Here is a 19,312-nt window from a genome sequence, read left to right as displayed (position 1 = left end):
AGGGCTGTCCCGTGATCCCCCGTGGATCACGGGACAGCCCTTAGTTCATCGTCGAGCCGATGGTGGTGGAGCCCGTGGTCAGGAACGTCGTCGCCGGCAACGAACCGTCCGACTTCCGCGCCCCGTACGCCGTCGTCGCGTCCGTGGACTTGAAGGCCGGCGCGCCCACGCCGCTGTCCCAGTTGTTCGCGGCCGACACCGTCGACGACCCCAGCTTGGACAGCCCGCCCTTGTTGCTCACCGCGAGGTTCCGGGCCAGCCGGGCCTTGCCCGTCGCGAAGTAGAACCCCGCCTCCGCGTTGGAGTACGCCGTGTTCCGGTTCAGCACGATCGCCCCGGTGTTGGAGTTCTCGGTGAAGCCGTTCAGCGTGTTGTCCCAGGCCGCGTTGTTGTTGACGACGTGCGCGACGGCGACACCCCCGCCGCCCAGCTTGAACCCGTTGCCGTTGCCCTCGAAGGCCGAGTCGTTCCAGCGGTTCTTGCCGTTGCCGAAGGCCCAGGAGTGCTCGATGGTGACGGAGGTGGAGAACTGCCAGAGGTCGAGGCCGTCGTCCGAGTTGTTGTACAGACGCGCCCCGGTGATCCTGTTGCCGGTCCCCGAACCGAACTTGATGGCGATGCCGTCCGCGTTCTGACCGTGTCCGGCGGCATCGTAGTTGCCGTAACTGTCCAGGTTCTGGACCAGGTTGCCGACCGTGTTGTCGCCGCGGAGCGTGAAGCCGGAGTCGCCGTTGGCGGCGGTGACCAGGTTCTTGAAGATGCCGCCGGTGGACGAGGTGACCACGAAGCCCTGGGCCGGGGAGTTCTGGAAGGTGAGGTTCTGGACGGTCCAGTAGCTGCCGTAGATCCCGGCGAGCCAGGAGCCGGCGGCCAGCTTGGAGCCGTCGATCTTCACCTTCTCGGTGCCGTAGGCCTGGAGGGTGATACGGGACGAACCGGTGCCGCTGGCGGTGGACTTGAGGGTGGCCGTCGGATAGTACGTGCCGCCGCGGACCTGGATGACCGTGCCGGCGACCGCGTTCTTCACGGCCGACTCCAGCTGCGCGGTGGTGGAGACGGTGACCGTCGAGGACGCGGCCTGGGCGCCGCCGTTCGACAGGCCGAGATAGACACCGCCCGCCCCCGCGGCGACCGCCACCGCGGCGGCGATCGAGAGGGTGCGCGTCCTGCGGTGGCGTCCGGTGCTCAAACGCACGGGCGTTCCTTTCACGTGAGGGTGAGGAGCGGAAACGGGCCGGAGGGGCCGCCCCGGCCCGTTTCCGCACACCAGTCGCCGCCAGGGCCGGAAAGGGTTGCCGCACGCGGCAGTAAAGATCGAGACTTTCCCGCGTGACGCACTCCGAGCACCTCTCGACCTTCGGCCGGCCCTCGGCTCTTCCGGCCACGCCCGCCTCGGTGATCGACGTGACGGCGCAGGGCCAGAAGAGGTATGCGATCGTCACGGAGTCGGCGTCGAGAGTGGTGCTGCCGATGGATCCCGGCGTGGAACTGCGCGAGCTCGCACCGGAGTTGCGGGTGGCTGAGGGCGCGATCGTGAGCCCCTGCTCCGGCACTCCCCGTGACTTCCGGGAGCCGCGGACGTACGAGGTCAGGGCGGCCGACGGCACGGTCCGCACCTGGACCGTCGAGGCCGTTCACATGCGCAGCCCGGTCCTTCCCGGCCTCAACGCCGACCCGGACGTGCACTGTCTGGACGGCGAGTACTGGATCTACCCGACGACCGACGGCTTCCAGGGCTGGAGCGGGACGCGTTTCAAGGCCTACTCCTCGAAGGACCTGGTCCACTGGCGGGACCACGGGGTCGTCCTGGACCTGGGAACGGACGTGAGCTGGGCGGACCGCTGCGCGTGGGCGCCGGCGATCGCCGAGCGCGACGGCAGGTACTACTTCTGGTTCTGCGCCGAGCAGCAGATCGGGGTGGCCGCCGCCGACTCCCCCGGCGGCCCTTTCACGGACGTGCTCGGTGCACCGCTGGTGAGCAGGCACGCTCACCCGGGCCAGATGATCGACCCGGCCGTCTTCACGGACGACGACGGGCAGGCGTACCTCTACTGGGGCAACGGGCGCGGGTACGTCGTGCCGCTCGACGACGACATGGTGTCCTTCGACCCGGCGCTGGTGCGGGACATCACCCCGGAGGGGTTCCGCGAGGGGTCGTTCGTGGTGAAGCGGGCCGGCGTGTACTACTTCATGTGGTCCGAGGACGACACCCGCAGCGAGGACTACCACGTGGCCTACGCGACGGGACCGTCCCCGCTCGGCCCGTGGACCAAGCGGGGGACGATCCTGTCCAAGCGTCCCGAGTACGGCATCCTCGGCACCGGCCACCACTCCGTGGTGAACGTGCCCGGCACGGACGACTGGTACATCGTCTACCACCGGTTCGCGCTGAACGGGCCCGGAAGGCCACGCGGGGACGGGACGCACCGCGAGACGACGATCGACCGGATGACCTTCGCCGCGGACGGCCGTATCGAGCCGGTCGTGCCGACCCTCGGGTCGATCGAACCCGTACGGGACGTCAGCTGACGTAGTACGTCGGGTTGGGGATCTTGTAGGTGCGGTCGGCGTGGCCGCCCTCGAGGTCGGAGTACTGGTCGCCGAAGTTGGCGATGATCTCGTAGCCGAGGTCGTCCTCGATGTGCTTGCGGGTGCCCGCCTTGTACTGGACGGTGGTGCAGGTCCAGTTGTTCGGGGTGGCGCAGGCGCTCAGATAGGCCGGCGGGTTGGCCGCGTCCTTGAGGAACATGTGGGCGGCGTCGAGGTTGATGTCGGCGCCGATCTTCTTGAGGTTGTCGACGGCCGAGACGCGCTGCGACTCCTTCAGGCCCGAGTTGTAGAAGACCTCGACGCCCTTGGACTCGGCGTACTGCACCAGCTCGGGGCTGCCGAAGACGGCCGGACGGTCCGCCTTGGCCACGTACTCGGCCCATGTGGCCGAGTTGTAGGTGTAGTTGGTCTTCTTCTCGTAGTCGAGGCTGAGCAGCAGCGTGTCGTCGATGTCGAAGACGACCGCGGGCTTCTCGCCCTTGTGGCGGGCCTTGCGCGCCGCCTGGTCGATGTACTTCTTCGCGGCCTTGTCGAGGGTCGCGAGGTCCTTGGCGTAGGGGCTCGTGGGCGACGCCTGGTAGACGCCGCCCGCGTCGAGCGTGGTGCCGTAGTAGGTGTCGATGTCCTTCACCAGGAGCCCGATGTTGTACGGCTCGTGGGTGGAGTTGGCCGTGGACTGGCCGGCCGTGGCCGCGCCGGCGCCGTAGAGGGCACCGGCGGCGACGGCACAGGCGGCGCTGACGGCCGCGATGCGCAGTGACTTATGCATGACACGCTTTCTACGCGCGTCACCCGGGTGGGCGCGAGACCCGTTGCCCGATCGATACCGGTTCGGCGGGCAAAAAACAGGTCAAGCGCCCCGGACGGCTCGGCCGCGGGTCAGTCCATGGTCGCCCCGATCGTGGTCGAGCCCGTCGTCAGGAAGGTCGTGGCGGGCAGGGTGCCGCTGGAGCTGCGGGCGTTGTACGCCGTCGTGGCGTCGGTGGACTTGAAAGCGGGCGTGGAGATCCCGGAGTCCCAGTTGTTGCCGGCCGAGGTGACCGCGGACCCCTTGCTGACCAGACCGCCGCCGTTGCTCACCGCCAGGTTCTTGCCGAGTTTCGCGGAGCTGGTGGCGAAGTAGTAGCCCCACTTGCTGTTGGCGTAGGCGGTGGTGCGGTTGATGACGATCGCCCCGGTGTTGGAGTTCTCGGTGAAGCCGTTGCCGGCGTTGCCCCAGGCGGCCGAGTTGTTGACGACGTGGGCGACGACCTCGCCGTCGCCGCCCAGCTTGTAGCCGTTGCCGTCGCCCGCGAAGGCGGAGTCGGACCAGCGGTTGACGCCGTTGCCGAAGGACCAGGTGTGTTCGACGGTGACGGGCGAGGAGAAGGACCAGAAGTCGATCCCGTCGTCCGAGTTGTTGTAGAGGCGGGCGCCGGTGATGAGGTTCCCGGTGCCGGAGCCGAACTTCACGGCGACCCCGTCGGCGTTCTCACCGTGGGTCGCGGCGTCGTAGTTGCCGTAGGAGTCGATGTTCCTGACGGTGTTGTTGACCGTCCCGTCCCCGGTGAGGGTGAAGCCGGAGTCGCCGCCGTCGATGGTCTTGATGTTGTTCCAGACCGTGCCGGTGCAGGACTGGCAGACGACCGCGCTGTCCGGGGAGTTCTGGAAGGTGATGTTGGAGACGTTCCAGTAGTCCGCGGTCAGCTTGAAGATCCAGTCGCCGTCGGGGAGGGACGAGCCGTCGATCTTCACGGTCTCCGAGCCGTACGCCGTGAGCGTGACCGGCGCGGAGGACGTGCCGTTGGCGGTGGACTGGAGGGTGGCCGTCGGGTAGTAGGTGCCGCCGCGGACCTGGATGACCGTGCCGGCGGTGGCGTTCTTGAGGGCGTTGGAGAGGTCGGTGGAGTTGCTGACCACCACCGTCGCGGCCTGCGCCTGGGTGGGCAGGACGACGGCGAGCCCGGCGCCCAGGGTGAGGGCGGCGAGGGCGCTGAGAGCGGTACGACGAGACATGGAGTGCGGTCCTTTCTCGTGCGGGTGGGGGATGTTCACAGGACGTGGTCGAGCCATGTGAAGACCTCGTCCTGCATGCGGTCGACGAAGACATGGCCGAGGTCGGGCCAGGTCCTCAGGGTCAACCGCTCCTCGGCGTGGCGGGAGCGCCAGACGGCGCGCAGCTTCTCGTGGGCGGTGCGGACGCCGTCGGCGGGGAAGAGCGGATCGAGCCCGCCGGCGAAGAACAGCATCGGCCGGGGTGCGGCGATGCTCGCCACGTCGGGGAAGTCGAGGTACCGGGGCAGCCCCGGGTGGAGCATGTGGTAGGCGGACTGGCCGCGCAGGATGTTGTTGCCGGGCGCCAGTACCTCCTTCAGACCGGTCATCCAGCAGACGGAGGCCGCGGCGGCGAGGTCGTCGCTCAGCGCGGCCGCCTGCCAGGCACGGAAGGCGCCCATGGAGAAGCCGACGGCGGCGACCCGGCGGGCGTCCACCCGGCCGAGGCCGGCCAGGAACCCGGCGGCCCGGACGTCCTCGCGGGCCATGAGTCCGGCGAGCGAGGAGCCGAGCTGGTAGAGGTTGGCGGCGAGGGCCTGCTGGTCGTCGTACCGCAGCGGGCCGCGGTCGCCCCAGCCGAGGGCGTCCGCGCAGAGCACGACGTACCCCCGCCGGGCCAGTTCGTCGCCGACGAACCGCCCGCTGAAGTACCGCTGCGCCCACTCCTGCGCGGAGACCTGCCGCGTGTCGTCGTACCAGGGCCGGACCAGTTTCTCCTTGCCGATGTCGAACCTGGCCCCGTGGTCGTGCAGGAGCAGCACGGCGGGGAAGGGGCCGGGGCCGTCGGGGGTGAGGAGGGCGGCGCGGACGCGTTCGTAACGGGTGAGGGAGAGAGTCACCGACTCGCGCGTGTACCCGCCCTGTCGGTGCCGGTCGGTGAACTCGGGGGCGTACGGCGTACCGTCCTGCGGTCCGACGATCAGCAGCTCCTCGACCTTGGCGCGGGCCGCCCGGCGCCAGGACCGGAAGTCGCGGACGGGGGACTCGCCCCAGGCCAGCGGGAAGGTCAGGGCGGCCTTGAGGGCGGGGTGGAAGTCGGGCAGCGGCCCGTCCACGACGGCCGCCTCCGCGTCGGCGGCGGCTCCCCCGGCGAGCAGCGCGGCCCCCGCCCCGGCGACGAACGCCCGCCGCCCCACCGGGTCACGGACGCCGTTCATACGGCCTCCAGTCCCCGAGGTAGGTCCTACGGGTGTGGGTGGCTGCGTCCTCGGGTGTCAGCTGCGGACGGTTCTCCGGTACGGAGACCACGGCGCCGGGACCCGAGTTGGCGTGCTCCCGGAAGCGCATGGTCTGCCAGGGGTAGGCGTCCCGCATGTTGACGTAGGGGGTCACGGCGTCGATGCCGGGACCGATCCAGGTGTCCCGGACGACCAGGGCGGGCCAGGCGGTCGTCTCGTACGTCGGCACCCAGGGCCGTGCGATCTTGTATGCCGCGTCCTCGGCGCCGGAGGTGATCCGGGAACGGAGGGCGAGGAAGCCGTAGGGGTTGGCACGGGCGGTGGAGGGGGCGAAGACCATGCCCTTGGGGGTGAAGGTCACGTCCCGCTGGAGGGTGTGGAGGCGGCAGGCGTCGAAGACCGCCCGGGCCCGCCCGAACACGAAGTCCACGTCCCCCTCGATATGGCAGTGGCGGTAGTACTGCCGGTCGAAGGCGTCGAGCGCGGTGGTGTCCGCGAACAGGGTGTCCTGGTGGGCGAGGAGACGGACGTTCTCGAAGTACGAGCGGTCCCCGGTGACATAGGCGGCGACGGCCTGGGTGCCGGTGATGTCGGGGTGGTCGGCCCGCAGCCAGTCGTTGGCCAGGGTGAGGTCGCGGACGGTGAGGCCGGGGGCGGCGGAGGTGAAGGTGGCGGAGCCCGCCGTGCCATAGGTTCCCGAACCGTCGGGCCTGGGCGTCCCGTTGGCGTTGTCATGGACGATCACGGCGGCCCGCGGCTCGCGACTCGCCCCCCGGATCGTCAACTCAACCTTCTCTGCTGGGACGTTGACGGTCTCCCGGTACGTTCCCGGGTGCACGACGATCGTCCAGCCGGAGCCCGCCACCGCGTCCACGGCCGCCTGGACCGAGTCACCCGGCCGGACGTGCAGGACACGGCGGGAGCGCGCGTGGGCCGTCGGCGCCGCCCCGAACAGCGCGGCGCCGGTGACCCCCGCGAGAAGTGTGCGTCGGGCGACCATGTCAGCACTCCCCCTTCCAGGGTTCCCAGTCGCCCAGATAGGCGGCGCGGGTCGCCGACTCGGCCTGCTCTGCGGTGAGTTGGGGCCGGTTCTCGGGGACGGTGATCCGCGCGCCCGGACCGGTGTTGCGGTACTCGGCGAACCGCTGGTCCTGCCAGGGGAAGGAGGCCGACATGTCGGTGTAGGGCGCGACCGCGTCGATGCCGGCGTCCAGGCGGGTGTCGCGGACGGTGAGGCTCGGGCGGGCGGTGGGGTCGGAGCTGGGCACCCAGGGGCGGGCCAGTTTGTAGTAGGCGTCGGGGGCCTCGCTGCTGATCCTGCTCCGGCTGACCAGATGACCGAGCGGATTGGCACCCGCCGTGGACGGGGCGAAGACGAAGCCGTAGGGCGCGGAGGCCAGGTCGGTGCGGTCCAGTGTGCGGAAGTGGCACCGCTCGTAGACCGCGGTGGCCCTGCCGAAGACGAAGTCGACGTCTCCCTCGACATGGCAGTGGGCGTAGTACTGCCGGGCGAACGCGGTGAGGGCGATCGAGTCGGCGTACAGGGTGTCCTGGTGGCCGAGGAAGCGGCAGTGGTGGAAGGCGCAGCGGTCGCCCTGGACCTTGACGGCGACGGCCTGGGTGCCGGTGATGTCGGGATGGTCGGCGCGCAGCCAGTCGTTGGCGAAGGTGATCCAGCGGGCGGTGAAGCCGTCGGCCTGCACGGTGGTGGTGGCGGATCCGGTGGTGCCGTAGGTGCCGCCGCCGGGCTTGGGGGTGCCGGCCGCGTTGTCGTAGACGATCACGACGGCCGCCGGGTCCTCGGCGGCGCCGATCCAGGTGGCGTCGGTGCGCGTGGCGTCGAGGACGACCGTCTCGCGGTACACGCCGGGTGCGAGGACGAGGGTCCAGCCGCTGCCCGTGGTGGCCGCGACGGCGTCCTTGACGGTGGTGAAGTCGCCCCGGCCGAGCGGGTCGACGTACAGGGTCTGTGGGGTGCGGCGGGCGGCCGGGGAGCCGTGGCGGCCGAAGGGACCGCGGCTGCCGGCGCCGGCCCGCGCGGCCGGTGAGGCGAGCGCGAGGGCGGCGGCCGCCCCCGCGGTTGTGGCGAGAAACCGCCTTCTCGAAACGGGATGCATGCGGGTGCTCCTTGGTGGCGGTGCTGAGGGGAGGCCGGGGCGGAGCGGGGCGCCGCCCCGGCAGCCGTGGGGGGGGCGATCAGCCCAGGCGTCCCGCGCCCGCGCCGCAGTCGACGATCCGGGGCACGGACTTCGCCGGGTCGACCTCGGTGCGCAGGGTGGGCGTCCAGCCGGCCCCGGACTCCAGGACCTCGCCGGGGATCTCGGCGTTGTGGACGGCGATCAGGTCGGTCCGCACGCCGTTGACGTAGTTGTCGTCGGCGGTCAGCGGCGAGACGTTCCACCGCTTGAGCACCTTGCCCGTGCCGACCCCCGTCGGCAGCGTGAACGCGTTGTGTTCGGCGACGAGTTGGGACTCCTTGCCGATGCCGAAGCTGTAGGCGTAGTCGTCGTTCGCCACGAAGTGGTTGTTGTAGGAGTCCACTTGGCCGAAGCGGACACGGGGCGCGCGCTCGACGAGGCCCGAGAACAGGTTGTGGTGAAAGGTCACCTTCAGGTGCCCGCGGTCACCCACGGCCGTCGACTCGCTGTCGCTGTTGCCGATGAGGATCGTCTTGTCGTGCTCGGTGAAGACGTTCCAGGAGGCGGTGACGTGATCGGCACCGCGCACGATGTCCAGCTCGCCGTCGTGCTGCTGGTAGAGCATGCCGAAGTAGGCAGGCGCCGCGCTGTCCGGGTGGGTGCCGTCGGTGAACGTGTTGTGGTCGAGCCACACGTGCGTGGCGCCGTAGACCACGGCGGTGTCGTACTCGGAGTTCCAGTTGCCGGTGGCGCCGTCGGTCGGGTCCCACTGGGGGAAGCAGTCGATGGGCGACTCGAAGGCGAGGTTGCGGACGATGACGTTGTCGACGGCCTTGATCTGCAGGCTGACGCCCTTGAACCCGGCGTTGCGCCCCACGCCCACGATGGTGGTGTTGGACGGGATGCTCGCCTTGATGGCCGTGTCCTGGTTGGCCTGGGACGCGCGCCGCAGCCCCTCCGGGCTGTCGTCGGGTTCGGCGCTGAGGTCGGTGTCGAGTCCCCAGGCCTCCGGCGAGTACTTCGCGAGGTAGGCGTCGAAGTCGTAGCCGGGCGCGGCGAAGGCGTCGCACCCTTCCGCGACGGCGTCGATGACGCCCTTCACCTTGATGATCTTCGGCGCGGTACCGCCCTCGGCGAGGGCGGCCTTGAACCCGGCCCAGGTGGTGACGGTGTGGACGTGCTCGGCGTCCGCCGCCGAGCCGCCCGTGGTCCCGGTGCCGTACGAGGCCCAGCCGTCGTTCGCGGGCAGGACCTGGCGGCCGAGGTCGCGGGAGGCGGACTGGGCGGCGGCGGTGCCGGTGACGGACAGCACCAGCGCGGTGCACCCCACCAGGGCAGCAATGACGCGTCCATGACATTTCTGTGTACGCACTGTGCGGGTCTCCTCTTGTTACGTCAGCGGCTCGGGCCAGGTGATCCAGGACGTGGGGATCTCGTCGCGCAACCGGACGACGTCACGCGGTCCGAGCACGCGCGTACGCAGCGACTCCCGGGCGACGAGCCGCGCCACGGCGATCGCGCCCGGCGGATTGAAGTGCGTGTTGTCCTGCTCGGTGTCGGTCCAGTTGAAGTACGTCTTCGTCGCCTCGACCCCGAGTTCCTGCCACAGCGCGAGCGACAGCGCCTGGAGGTCGAGCAGCGCCACCCGCTCCTCCTCGGCGAGCGCCCGCATGGCGGCCGGATACTCACCGTGCGTCGGCAGCGCGTTCCCCGCGGCGTCGAACCTGCGCCGCTCGACCGGGGTGGCGAGCACGGGCCGCGCCCCCTTCGCCCGGGCACCGGCGAGATACAGCCGCAGATAGTCCTGGTACGTCGTCCAGGGCTCGGTGTAGCGGGTGGGGTCCTCGGCCTTCTCGTCGTTGTGCGCGAACTGGACGAGGAGGAGGTCCCCGGGCCGGATCGCCGCGAGGATAGCGTCCAGCCGGCCCTCGTCGACGAAGCTCTTGGAACTGCGCCCGTTCACCGCATGGTTGGCGACGGGCCGGTCGGCCCTCAGGAAGAAGGGAAGCGCCATCCCCCACCCGGTCTCGGGGGCGGCGTCGGAGTACTTCTGGGCGGCGGTGGAGTCGCCGGCGATGTAAAGGGTGCGGGGCCGGCCGTGGGCTTCAGCGGTGCCGGACACGGCCAGGGCGAGCGGTACGGCGGCCAACGCCGCCGAGGTGACCTGCCTACGAGTAAGAGACACGAACGTGCACCTCTCGAAGTCTTGTGTCTTCTCAGGAAGGCGGGGAACTGCGCGACCAGCCACAACCGGCGCGCAGTCGCCCCGCAACCACAGCCACCCGAGCTATCCGTTGTTCTTCTTCCAGTCGGCCTGAGCGGCGTTCAGCTGCTCGGCCAACGTGTCCAGGAAGTCCTTCGCGCTCATCTTCCCGAGCAGCACCTTCTGGAAGTTCGGCTCGTTGTCGGCCTTGGAGATGGTGTTCCAGTCGGGCAGGTAGTACGGGAACTGCACGATCTTGGTGTCGGCCCCGTTGAGCGCCTCGGCGGCGAGCTTGGTCGGCTCGGCCTGCTGGATCCACCCGTCCTTCGCGGCCTCGGTGTTCGCCGGGATCTGCCCCGCCGACTCGTTGTACTTGGAGTTCTCCGCGTGCGAGACGGCGAACTCGACGAACTTCCAGGCGGCCGTCTTGTTCTTGCTCGACTTGAAGACGCTCAGCCCGTCGACGGGGTTGGACACCTGCACCCGGGTGCCGTCGTCCAGGGTCGGGCTCGGGATGCCCCGGAACTTGTCCGCGCCCAGCGCCTTCAGATGGTCCTGGTAGGAACCGAGGTTGTGGCTGAGCATGCCGATGGTGCCGCTGTCCCACTGGGCGACCATCTTGGTGAAGTCGTTGTTGACGTCGGCGGACGGGGTGTCCTTCTTGTACAGGGCGACGTACTTCTCCAGCGCGGCGACGAGCTTCGGGTCGTTGACGGTGGTCTTGTCACCGTTCCAGAAGGTGTCGATGCCGGTCTGGCTGTACGCCGCGTCCAGAGCCGGCGCGATGGAGCCCTCGCCGCCGCGGATGGTGAAGCCGAACTCGTTCTTGTCCTTGTCCGTGAGCTTGTCGGCGGCCTCGTAGAACTTCGTCCAGGTGGTCGGCGCTTCCAGGCCCGCCTTCTCGAACAGGTCGGTGCGGTACCACAGGGTGCCGTTGTTGGACGAGGTCGGGATCTGGTACAGGTCCTCGCCGCCACCGGCCGCCCGGCTGCTGTCCAGCAGGTTCTGGCTCAGCTTGCCGTTCAGGCCGCTCTTCTCGAGCCTGCTGTCCAGCGGCTCCAGCGCGCCCTGCACGGCGACCTCGGCGAGCATCGCGGTGCCCACCCCGCCGACGTCGGGCAGACCGCCGCCCTGGATCGCGGTGTCGTACTTGGACTGGGCGCTCGCGGCGGGGATCCCGACGTACTTGACCTTGATGTCCGGGTTGGCCTTCTCGAAGTCGGCGATGATCTCCTTCCAGATGTCGGTGCGGACACCGCCGTTGTTGTCCCAGAAGGTGATCTCGCCCTTGCCCGAGCCCTCGCCTCCCTTGTCCCCCGCGCTGCCGCTGCCGTCGTCGCCGCAGGCGGTGGCGGTCAGCGCGAGCACGGAGCCCAGGGCGACGGCCAGGGCGGCGCGCCTGCTTCTGCGGATGCTGCTCTTCATTGGTCGGCTCTCTTCTTCTGGATCCAGCGGAGATATGAAGGTGCGGGGGGTCAGTGACCGATCCGGGCCTGCGGACCGGAGAAACGCTTGACCAGGGCGGGAACGGCGGCGGCCGGGTCCAGCCGGTAGGCGTAGAAGTCCCGCGGATCGAAGGCGGCACCCCACTCGTCGGTCCGCCCGCTCGTGTTCGTCAGGATCGAGCCGCGCTGCACCAACTCGGCCGTCGCGTCGGCCTGGTACGGGTGCTGCACGCCGTCGTAGTAGCTGTTCTCGATGACCATCCGGGTGTGCCCGCGCGACCAGTTCCCGTACGTCCACACCGGGTCGCCGTCCGCGACCTGCGCGGAGAGGTAGTTGTCGTAGAGGTGCGCGTAGGCGCAGTTGTCGGCGGACGGGTTGCGCTGTTTGGTGCCCGTGAACCAGTTGTGATCGATGGTGATCTGCGTCAGGACGTTGGTCGTCCAGCCGATCCCGAGCGCCTTGTTGTGGTTCGCGAACTGGTTGTAGGAGACGGTGACGTACTGGCTGTCCTTGCGGATGTCGAGCAGTCCGTCGCCCATGTGCGTGAAGCGGTTGTGGTCGATCCAGACGTGGTCGGCGGTGTCCATCTGGATGGCGTCGAAGTCCTGCGTCTTGCCGTCCCAGTCGCCCTCGACGTAACTGTCCCGGATCGTCAGATTGCGGATGATCACGTTGTGCGTGCCGGGGTTCAGATGCAGTTCCCCGTGGACGATCTCACCGCTGCCGCCGACGCCGATGATGGTCTTGTCCGAGGTCACGAGGATGTCGGAGCCGAAGGGTTCGACGTCCACCGAGCCCTTGACCCGGATGACGTACGGCCCTTCGGCGGCCGCGTACTTCGCCAGGCCCGCCTGGTCGGTGACGGTGACGGTCTCACCGCCGGCGCCTCCCGTGGTGCCCCCGGCGAGGGAGGCGAAACCGTGGGCCCGGTCGGACCAGCGGTCCGCCGCGGCCGGCGCCGGGGCGGCGGCCTTCGCCTCGCCGGCGACGCCGAGCCCCAGGGCGGCGAGGAGACCGACGACGGCGGCCATCACCACACCGGCCCCCGGCAAGCGCTTGCTATGGAAGTGCGTCATTGCGGCTCCCAACTGGCTTACAGCGAAAGTGGGTTACAGCGGTCTGATGCGGAACTCCGTGAACGAGGCGGCCCCGGCGTACCCCGGTCCCGCGGGGGCGAGCGCGAAGAGGCCGAGCAGGGCGCCGACCCAGCGCCAGGGGGTGGCGGCGAAGACGGGACCGGAGGAGCGCAGGCCCTCGCCGACGTCGTACGCGAACCGGCATCGCGCGCCCGCGCCGATCTCGATCCGCAGCCGGGCCCGCCCTTCGGGGGCGGGCCGTGGGTGGCCGGCGTCCCGTTCCCTCTCGGCGACCCCTTCGGCGAACCGGTGGACGAGCCGGACCGTCCCGTCGGCCGCGCGTTCCAGTCCGATCCAGCCGAACGCGTCGCCGAGGACCGCGAGTCCGGCGCGGGCGCCCGGCTCCTCGCCGTGCAGGGTCAGCTCCACCTCGACGGCGGACGGGACCCCGGGGAGCCGCTGGGTGAGGACGTTCGGCAGTCTGCGCAGGTCGTGCGCGTCCGCCGTCCGTACGCAGCTCAGCCGCAGTCCGTCGCCGGAGTGATGGGTGGCCCAGCCGTCATGGGGGTTGGCGGTCCACTGCCACTGGCGGCCGAAGCGTCCGCCGGGGAAGTCGTCGTCGGTGGCGGGCGCGGCGGGCGGCTGCGCGGGCAGACCGGGAAGGGGGTGCTCGAGGACCGGGGCGCCCTCGTCGCCGAGCACCGGCCAGCCGTCCGCGCCCCAGCGCATCGGCTGGAGGTGCACGACCCGGCCGTAGGCGCCGCGCTGCTGGAAGTGCAGGAACCAGTCCTCGCCGGCCGGGGTGCGCACCCAGCCGCCCTGGTGCGGGCCGTTGACCTCGGTGTCCTTCTGCTCCAGGACGATCTTCTCCTCGTACGGCCCGAAGAACTCCCGGGCGCGTAAGGCGCCTTGCCAGCCGGTCTCCACTCCCCCGGCCGGCGCCAGGATCCAGAACCAGCCGTCGTGCCGGTAGAGCTTCGGCCCTTCGAGGGTGAACCAGCCGGGGATGCGGTCCCCGTCGACGATCACCTTGCCCTCGTCGAGAAGTGACGTGCCGTCAGGGTGCATCCGGTGGCCGGTGAGCCGGTTCTTGATGCCCGCGCGGGACTTCGCCCAGGCGTGGACGAGATACGCCTCGCCGGTCTCGTCGTCCCACAGCGGGCAGGGGTCGATGAGTCCCTTGCCCTCCTTCACCAGGTGCGGGCGGGTCCAGGGGCCCCTGATCTCGGGGGCGTTGACCTGGAAAATGCCCTGGTCGGGGTCGCCCCAGAAGATCCAGAAACGGTCGTCGTGATGACGCAGGGAAGGGGCCCAGACGCCGCGGTCGTGGCGCGGGGTCCTGAACTCGGCGTCCGGCGCCAGTCGTTCGAGGGCGTGGCCGACCAGGGTCCAGTTGACCAGGTCCCGTGAGTGCAGCAGCGGCAGACCGGGGGCGCGGCCGAAGCTGGAGGCGGTGAGATAGAAGTCGTCGCCGACGCACACGACGTCGGGGTCGGACCAGTCGGCGTTGAGGATCGGATTGCGGTACCTCACTGGCTCACCGCCTTCCTGACCAGTGCCGCCGCCTCGCCCGGGCCCGGGCGGCCGTCGGCCACGACGGTGACGATCCGGCGTACCGCCGTCTCGCCGGGCGGGATCGGCAGCCGCTCCGCGGAGGCGAGCGAGGAGCCGACGCCCGGGTACTCGGCGGTGCGCACGAACCAGGGGTCGCGGCGGGTGCTGACGGTGGCACCCGCGAAGACGAGGGTCCAGCCGACCCCGGCCAGGGCCAGCCAGTCCGCGGGGCGGCCGTGGACGCGGGCTTCGCCCTCGGCGTCGGCGGTGAAGACCTCGGGGGGCGAACTCTCCTTCCTCGCACGCCAGAAGAAACCGCCGTAGGCCGCGCCGGGGCGTCCGTTCGTCGCCGGGCTGCCGATGGACAGCGGATCCCGGGTGACATTGGTGAGGGAGAAGGTGAAGTCCAACGCCCAAGCGGTGTCGGTGAGTTCGGTGGTGGCGACGGTACGGCGCTCGCGCAGCAGCTCGGCTCCGGCAGCCACCCAGCGCAGCTCCTCCACGAAGCCGTCGGGGTCGCGCAGTTGGAAGGAGCCGTGGCGCTGGGTGCCGTGGTTGTCGAGTTCGGTGGGGCCCTGGTCTCGGACATAGGTGCGGCCGCCCCAGAAGTTGTGCCCCTCGACGTCGGGTACGGCCACACCGACGCCGAGGTGGTGGGTGTGGTCGGCGGGGGTCAGTTCGGTGACCGCCGTGCCGGCCAGGGTGGTGACGGGGTGCAGATAGGGGCGCGGGGAGAGCCGGGCGGGCAGCTCGGGCCGGGTGACGTAGCGGCCGACCGGGCGGCCCGCGACGCGCAGGACGACCGGTGCGTCGGGCGGCTGTGCCATCAGGTGTTCACCTCTTTCGGATGCACGGTCGTGAGCGCCCAGTCGGCGCCCAGTTCGGAGTAGAGGGCGAGGGTGTCGGCGGCGGCCGCGACGAGGCCGTCGATGCCAGGCACCACCCGGCGGTCCTCGTCGGGCAGCAAGTGCCAGTTCTCGTCGGGCAGTTGAACCGGGTCGGGGGCGGTCCGGATCGCCTCGACGACCCGCATGAAGGCCTCCGTCGCGGCGGGCGGCACGAGCAGTCCGGTGCCGTCGGTGAGGTGCTCGACGAGGTTCTCCAGCAGGTCGGTCCGGCCGTGCTCGTACTCCTCGGGGCCGTGACCGGCGCGCTGGAGCAGGACGCGGTCCTGCTTGTACCAGTAGGTGATCCGGCCGCGCTCGCCGTGCACGACGACGTACGGGTCGTCGGGGTCCTCGGCGCACAGGGTCGCGGCGACGACGATCGGGAGGCCGTCGGTGGTGGTGATCCGGACACAGGACGTGTCGTCGGACTCGATGGCGTTGGCGTGCGCCAGTTCGGTCTCGATGCCGCCGACGTCCTCGGCGCGGGTGGCGCCGGCCAGGGCGAGGGCGGTGGCGACGGCGTGCGCGAGGGGGTTGGTGAGGGCGCCGTCGATGACGTCCACGCCGTTCATCCGCCGCTTGCCCGCCCAGGGCGCCCGCCTGAAGTACGCCTCGGCGCGGGCCCAGGCCCCGGCACCCCCGACCCCGTGGACCTCGCCGATCACGCCGTCGGCGATCAGCTCGCGGATCGCGGGCACGGCGTGCGAGCCCAGCGACTGGAAGCCGATCTGGCAGACGACGCCCGCCTCGGCGACCCCGTCGGCCATCCGGCGGAACTCCGCGTAGGAGGGGGCGGGGGGCTTCTCCAGGAGCAGGTGCACGCCCCTTTCCGCGGCCATGAGCGCCAGGTCCGTGTGCGTCGGAATCGGCGTGCAGATCACCGCGACCCGGGCGCCGGTGGCATCGAGGAGCGCGCCGAAGTCGGCGGACTGCTCGGGTGTCCCGAGGCCCTCGGGGATCTCGTCCGCAGTGAGCGGGGTCAGCTCGCAGATGCCCGCCAGCCGCACGATGCCCTTGTCCTGGAGGCGGCGGATGTTGTCCAGGTGCCAGCGGCCGTGGCCGCGCGCTCCCGCCAGAACGATGTCGATACTCCTGGAGCTCACAGCATCCTCCCTGCGCCCGCGCCGCGTGCCACCTCTCGGTCGGCCGTCCCGGCGCTGTCGATCTTTCCGTGCAGGGTAGGCGTCCAGCCGACGTCCGCCGTGAGATCCCGCTCGCTGCCGCTGTTGTACGCGTCGTAGATGGCGAGCAGGTCCACCGGCCAGCCGTTGAAGAGGGTGCCGGTCTGGTGCAGTGCGGTGCCGTTCCAGCTCTTGACGAGGTCGGCGGCCTCGACGTGTCCGGGGGTGTGGAAGGAGTTGTTCTCGGCGTAGACGGCGGACTCGGTCGACACGCCGAGCGAGTACCGGTACTCGCCGCCGTCGGGGACGACGTACCGGTTGTCGTAGACGTGCACCTGCCCGAAGCGGACGCGCGGCGCGCGCTGCACGACGGACTCGAACTGGTTGTGGTGCAGGGTGACCCGGAGCCTGCCCCGGTCGCCCGTCGCGGTGTCGCCGCTGCCGATCAGCATCGCCTTGTCGTGGTCGGCGAACCGGCTCCAGGAGACGGTGACCAGGTCGGAGGCGTTGGTGATGTCGAGCAGCCCGTCGTGGCGGAGGTAGTTGCGGGCGAAGTAGGTGGGCTCGGCGGAGTCGGGGTGGCCCCGGTCGCTCGCGGTGATGTGGTCGACCCAGACATGCGTGGCGCCGCTCAGCCAGATGTTGTCGTATGCCGTCTTCCAGTCGCCGAGGCCGCCGGTGTTGGGCTGCCAGACGGGGAAGCAGTCGTAGGCGTCGCGCAGGTCGAGGTTGCGCAGGATCACGTTGTCCGCGTTCCTGACCTGGAGACTGGCGCCCTTGAGGACGGCGCCCTTGCCCAGGCCGACGATCGTGGTGTTGGAGCCGACGGTCAGCACGACCCGCTCGGCCTGTTTCGCCGCCGACGCCTGGCGGGCCTCCTCCTGGGGACCGCTCGGCCTGGCGGCGCCCCAGGTGCGGGGGTCGTATGCGGTGAGGTACTTCCGCAGGAGGTAGCCGTCGGTGGCGTAGTCGGCGCAGTCGAGGTGGTCGCCGTCGTCGTCGGTGTCGGCGTCGACCGTCCCGGCGATCCTGATGATCTTCGGGGTGTCGCTGCCGCCGTCGAGCGCGCGGACCAGTCCCGCGCGGTCGGTGACCGTGAAGACGTGCGCGTCGTCGGCGGCCGCGCCTCCGGTGGTGCCGGTGCCGTACGCCGCCCAGCCGTCGTCGGCGGCGAGGGTGTCGCGGCCGATGTCCCGGGTCTCGGCGTGCGCGGGGACGCAGAGGACGCCCACCACGGCGGTCGTCACGGCGATCTGACGGAGTCTTCTCATCCCTTCACCGCCCCGGCGCTGAATCCGGTGATCAGCCACTTCTGGATGAAGGCGAACACGATCACCACGGGGACGGCGGCGATGATGCCGCCGGCGGCCAGGGCGCCGAGGTCGACGCTGTCCGCGCTCATCAGGGTGTTGAGGCCGACCGGGATGGTCTGCTTGGACTGGTCGGAGAGGAACATCAGGGCGAACAGGAAGTGGTTCCAGGCGTGCACGAAGGCGAAGGAGCCGACGGCGATCAGCCCGGGGCGCAGCAGGGGCAGGACGACGATCCGGAAGGCGGTCAGCCGGTTGCAGCCGTCCACCCAGGCGGCCTCCTCCAGCGAGTAGGGCACGTTCCGGATGAAGCCGCTGATCAGGATCATCGACAGGGGCAGCTGGAAGACCGTCTCGGCGATGATGACGCTGGCCAGCGAGTTGATCATGCGCAGCTCGGCGAAGATCTGGAAGAGCGGGACGAGGAGCAGCGCGCCCGGCACGAACTGGGTGCACAGCAGGGCCAGCATGAAGCCGCGCTTGATCTTGAAGTCGAAGCGGGCGAGGGCGTAGCCGCCGGTCAGCGCGACGAGGGTGGTCAGCAGCAGGGTCGCTACGCCCGTGAGCACGCTGTTCTGGAAGTAGACCCCGAAGTCCCGGTCGTTCCAGACCTTCTCGAAGTGCTCGAAGGTCATCGGCCAGGGCACCAGCGAGGTCGAGCCGGCCGGGCGGAGCGCGAAGAGCAGGATCCAGTAGAAGGGGATCAGGGTGAAGAGCAGGTAGATCGACAGGGGGACGTAGATCTGCCAGCGGGGAGCCTCGTCCCAGGCGCGCGGCTTCCTGCGCGGCCGCCGGTCGGCTGCGGGGATCTCGGGCGCGGGGGCGGGGGCGACCTCGGTGGCCTCCTTGGTGATCACTTGCCTTCGCCTCCGAACTTGCTGAGCCGCAGATAGACCATCGAGCAGAAGAGCAGGATCACGAACGCGACGGTGGTGAGGGCGGACGCGTAGCCGAAGTTGTGGGCGTCGACCGAGGTGTTGGCGATGTAGAGCGGGAGGGTGGTGGTCTCCCCCGCCGGGCCGCCGCCGGTGAGCGTGTAGAGCAGGTCGACGTTGTTGAACTCCCACACCGCGCGCAGCAGCGTGGACAGCACGATGGCGTCCTTCAGATGGGGCAGGGTGATGTGCCAGAACTGCTTGAGGCGGCCGGCTCCGTCGACCTCGGCGGCCTCGTACAGGTCCTTGGAGACGGACTGGAGGTCGGCGAGGATGAGGATCGCGAAGAAGGGGACACCGCGCCACAGGTCGGCGACGATCGCCGCCGGGAAGACGGTGGAGGTGTCCGACAGCCAGCTGGTGCCGTAGGAGCCGATACCCATGTCGGCGAGGTAACGGGTGATGCCCGTCTGGGAGTTGTAGAGCAGCACCCAGATCACGGAGGTCAGCACGCCGGAGACGGCCCACGGGGAGAAGACGAGGGCGCGGCCGAGGGACCGGCCGACGAAGGTCTGGTTGACGATCAGCGCCAGCGCCAGACCGAACAGCAGTTGCAGCCCCACCTCGACGACGACCCACTTGGCGCTGAAGGTCAGCGTGTCCCAGAACTGCGGGTCGTCGGTGAAGGCGTGGACGAAGTTGTCGAAGCCCGCGAAGCCGTTGCGCCACGGTTTGGTGGGGTTGTAGTTCTGCAGGCTGTAGTAGAAGACGCTGATGACGGGGTAGGCGATGAAGCCCAGCATCAGCAGGGCCGCCGGCGCGATCAGCAGGTACGGGAGCCTGCGGGGCGTGGCGGAGGCACGGCGCCGCCGGGGTGGCGCGGGCGGTTTCGCCACGGCTGCGGCTTGGGCCATGACTGGTCTCCGTTCTCAGTTGCGTC

Annotated in this window: 15 protein-coding genes and 2 pseudogenes; 1 reads left to right on the top strand and 16 read right to left on the bottom strand. The window is 70.1% G+C overall.

All coding sequences use genetic code 11. The annotated features are described in order from the left end of the window. Positions 1-40 precede the first annotated feature (40 nt). Positions 41-1,195, bottom strand: a complete 1,155-nt coding sequence (locus tag ABT057_RS36775) for a right-handed parallel beta-helix repeat-containing protein (protein WP_352348227.1) — start codon at positions 1,193-1,195, stop codon at positions 41-43. Positions 1,196-1,368: 173 nt separating this feature from the next. Between ABT057_RS36775 and ABT057_RS36770 the strand changes: the two are divergent. Further along, positions 1,369-2,529, top strand: a pseudogene (locus ABT057_RS36770) (family 43 glycosylhydrolase); the annotation flags it as partial. On the opposite strand, the gene ABT057_RS36765 reads toward ABT057_RS36770, so the two are convergent. From ABT057_RS36765 to ABT057_RS36695, 15 genes and pseudogenes are all read right to left on the bottom strand, one after another. Continuing rightward, a complete protein-coding gene (locus ABT057_RS36765) occupies positions 2,522-3,319 on the bottom strand; it encodes an HAD family acid phosphatase (RefSeq protein WP_352348226.1) in 798 nt (265 codons plus the stop codon). The pseudogene ABT057_RS36770 and the gene ABT057_RS36765 sit on opposite strands and share 8 nt — an antisense overlap. A 110-nt stretch (positions 3,320-3,429) precedes the next feature. Further along, entirely contained in the window at positions 3,430-4,545 is a 1,116-nt protein-coding gene (locus ABT057_RS36760) for a right-handed parallel beta-helix repeat-containing protein (RefSeq protein ID WP_352348225.1), read from the bottom strand. Positions 4,546-4,580: 35 nt separating this feature from the next. Next, entirely contained in the window at positions 4,581-5,741 is a 1,161-nt protein-coding gene (locus ABT057_RS36755) for a dienelactone hydrolase family protein (protein ID WP_352348224.1), read from the bottom strand. After that, entirely contained in the window at positions 5,725-6,762 is a 1,038-nt protein-coding gene (locus ABT057_RS36750; RefSeq protein WP_352348223.1) for a pectinesterase family protein, read from the bottom strand. Before ABT057_RS36750 ends, ABT057_RS36755 begins: the two co-directional genes overlap by 17 nt. A 1-nt stretch (position 6,763) precedes the next feature. Continuing rightward, entirely contained in the window at positions 6,764-7,879 is a 1,116-nt protein-coding gene (locus tag ABT057_RS36745; protein ID WP_352348222.1) for a pectinesterase family protein, read from the bottom strand. Between the two features lie 79 nt (positions 7,880-7,958). Continuing rightward, entirely contained in the window at positions 7,959-9,272 is a 1,314-nt protein-coding gene (locus tag ABT057_RS36740; RefSeq protein WP_352348221.1) for a pectate lyase family protein, read from the bottom strand. Between the two features lie 18 nt (positions 9,273-9,290). Further along, positions 9,291-10,085 (bottom strand): rhamnogalacturonan acetylesterase, encoded by a 795-nt coding sequence (locus ABT057_RS36735; RefSeq protein ID WP_352348220.1) that lies wholly within the window; start codon positions 10,083-10,085, stop codon positions 9,291-9,293. A 102-nt stretch (positions 10,086-10,187) separates the two neighbouring features. Beyond that, the gene (locus tag ABT057_RS36730; RefSeq protein WP_352348219.1) at positions 10,188-11,528 is read right to left on the bottom strand and encodes an ABC transporter substrate-binding protein; all 1,341 of its coding nucleotides are present in this window, start codon (positions 11,526-11,528) and stop codon (positions 10,188-10,190) included. 56 nt (positions 11,529-11,584) lie between these two features. After that, positions 11,585-12,625 (bottom strand): annotated as a pseudogene (locus tag ABT057_RS36725) (pectate lyase family protein); the annotation flags it as partial. Between the two features lie 33 nt (positions 12,626-12,658). Then, complete coding sequence (locus tag ABT057_RS36720; RefSeq protein ID WP_352348218.1) at positions 12,659-14,158, bottom strand: glycoside hydrolase family 43 protein; 1,500 nt, start codon at positions 14,156-14,158, stop codon at positions 12,659-12,661. Next, entirely contained in the window at positions 14,155-15,006 is an 852-nt protein-coding gene (locus tag ABT057_RS36715) for a DUF6807 domain-containing protein (RefSeq protein WP_352348217.1), read from the bottom strand. The genes ABT057_RS36720 and ABT057_RS36715 overlap by 4 nt, the downstream gene beginning before the upstream one ends. Continuing rightward, on the bottom strand, positions 15,006-16,169 hold the full coding sequence (locus ABT057_RS36710; RefSeq protein WP_352348216.1) for a Gfo/Idh/MocA family protein: 1,164 nt from the start codon (positions 16,167-16,169) through the stop codon (positions 15,006-15,008). Before ABT057_RS36710 ends, ABT057_RS36715 begins: the two co-directional genes overlap by 1 nt. Beyond that, complete coding sequence (locus tag ABT057_RS36705) at positions 16,166-17,458, bottom strand: pectate lyase family protein (protein WP_352348215.1); 1,293 nt, start codon at positions 17,456-17,458, stop codon at positions 16,166-16,168. Before ABT057_RS36705 ends, ABT057_RS36710 begins: the two co-directional genes overlap by 4 nt. Then, positions 17,455-18,354, bottom strand: coding sequence for a carbohydrate ABC transporter permease (locus ABT057_RS36700; RefSeq protein WP_352348214.1), 900 nt, complete (start codon positions 18,352-18,354; stop codon positions 17,455-17,457). Before ABT057_RS36700 ends, ABT057_RS36705 begins: the two co-directional genes overlap by 4 nt. Next, positions 18,351-19,286 (bottom strand): carbohydrate ABC transporter permease, encoded by a 936-nt coding sequence (locus ABT057_RS36695; protein WP_352348213.1) that lies wholly within the window; start codon positions 19,284-19,286, stop codon positions 18,351-18,353. Before ABT057_RS36695 ends, ABT057_RS36700 begins: the two co-directional genes overlap by 4 nt. Between the last annotated feature and the right edge of the window lie 26 nt (positions 19,287-19,312).

The sequence above is a fragment of the Streptomyces sp. NPDC002588 genome (assembly GCF_040295925.1).
In the GTDB taxonomy this organism is placed as follows: domain Bacteria; phylum Actinomycetota; class Actinomycetes; order Streptomycetales; family Streptomycetaceae; genus Streptomyces.
Note: the sequence above shows the minus strand (reverse complement) of the source record. Positions and strands in the feature narration are given on the sequence as shown.